At 52.5% G+C, this 1689-nt stretch carries 1 protein-coding gene; it reads left to right on the top strand.

What is annotated here, in order from left to right; all coding sequences use genetic code 11:
• Positions 1-22: 22 nt before the first annotated feature.
• On the top strand, positions 23-1689 hold a 1667-nt coding region (locus K360_RS0110320; protein ID WP_034327192.1), incomplete at its 3' end, for a formate--tetrahydrofolate ligase.

Raw genomic sequence — 1689 nt, 5'->3', positions numbered from 1 at the left:
GTAGAGGAGGTTTTACAGAATGATGCTGAGTGATATAGAGATAGCACGAAGCGCAAAGCTGAAGCCCATAGTTGAAGTAGCATCGCAGCTGGGGATAGGAGAAGACGAGCTGGAGTTGTATGGGAAGTACAAGGCGAAGGTGACGTACAGTCTCTGGGATCGAATCAAGGATTGTCAGGATGGGAAGCTCATCTTGGTGACAGCCATCACTCCTACGGCTGCAGGGGAAGGGAAGACGACCACAACGGTGGGGTTGGGTCAGGGATTGGCGAAGCTTGGCAAGCGAGTGAGCATAGCTCTCCGGGAACCGTCGCTTGGTCCGAGTTTTGGAGTGAAGGGAGGAGCGGCAGGAGGAGGTTACTCTCAAGTAGTTCCCATGGAAGAGATCAACCTTCATTTCACGGGAGATCTTCATGCCATTACAGCGGCTCATAACCTTCTGGCAGCGCTTCTGGACAACCATATCCAGCAGGGCAACGTTCTGAACATAGATCCTCGTCGAATAGTGTTTCGTCGTGTAATGGATCTGAACGAACGAGCTCTTCGGAACGTGATCATCGGCCTAGGAGGGAAGGCGAACGGAGTTCCCCGTGAGTCTGGATTCGACATAACGGTGGCCTCAGAAGTGATGGCGATTTTATGTTTATCAGGGAGCATTCGAGAGCTGAAGGAGCGTCTTTCCCAGATAGTTGTAGGGTATACATACGAAGGGATGGCAGTGACGGCAGGGGATCTGAACGCCCAAGGCTCCATGGCAGTGCTGTTGAAGGATGCGTTGAAGCCGAATTTGGTTCAGACCCTAGAGCATGTTCCGGCCTTTGTTCACGGCGGTCCTTTCGCGAACATCGCTCATGGTTGTAACAGCCTTCAGGCGACGAAATATGGCTTGAAACTCTCAGACTACTTTATTACCGAGGCAGGTTTTGGAGCGGATCTTGGGGCAGAGAAGTTTTTCGACATTAAGTGTCGCATCGGAGGTTTGCGTCCGTCGGCGGTTGTGATAGTAGCGACGGTACGAGCGTTGAAGATGCACGGTGGCGTGGCGAAGAGCGAACTGACGAAAGAGAACGTCGAAGCTTTGGGGAAGGGTATACCGAACCTTGAGAAGCATATAGAAAACATGCAGAGTTTTGGCTTGCCGGTAGTGGTTGCGATCAACCGTTTTCCCACCGATACAGAGTTGGAACTTGCGTTGGTGGAAGAGCGTTGCAGTGCTCTTGGAGTCTCAGTCTCGCTGTCGGAGATTTGGGCGAAGGGTGGGGAGGGGGGCCTTGATCTTGCGAAACGAGTCATGGAGGCGACAGAGAAGCCGAATACGTTCCATTACCTGTATAAAGAGACAGAGAGCCCGAAGGTGAAGATCGAGAAGATAGCGAAGGAGATGTACGGAGCGAAGAGCGTAGCGTACACCGCTCAGGCTGAGAAAGACCTGGAGGAGATTCATCGATTGGGGAAGGACGAACTGCTGGTGTGCATGGCAAAGACCCAGGCGTCCATATCGGACAACCCATCTCTTATCGGTCGTCCGGAAGGTTTCGAGTTGACGGTCCGGGAGGTTCGTCTTTCTGCCGGAGCAGGCTTTATGATCCCCATAACGGGTTCAATTATGACCATGCCAGGCTTGCCGAAGGTGCCGGCAGCCATGAAGATAGACGTAGACGACGAGGGAAATATTACTGGTTTGTTCTA

It is taken from the genome of Aminobacterium mobile DSM 12262 (assembly GCF_000526395.1).
Classification (GTDB): domain Bacteria; phylum Synergistota; class Synergistia; order Synergistales; family Aminobacteriaceae; genus Aminobacterium; species Aminobacterium mobile.
Note: the sequence above shows the minus strand (reverse complement) of the source record. Positions and strands in the feature narration are given on the sequence as shown.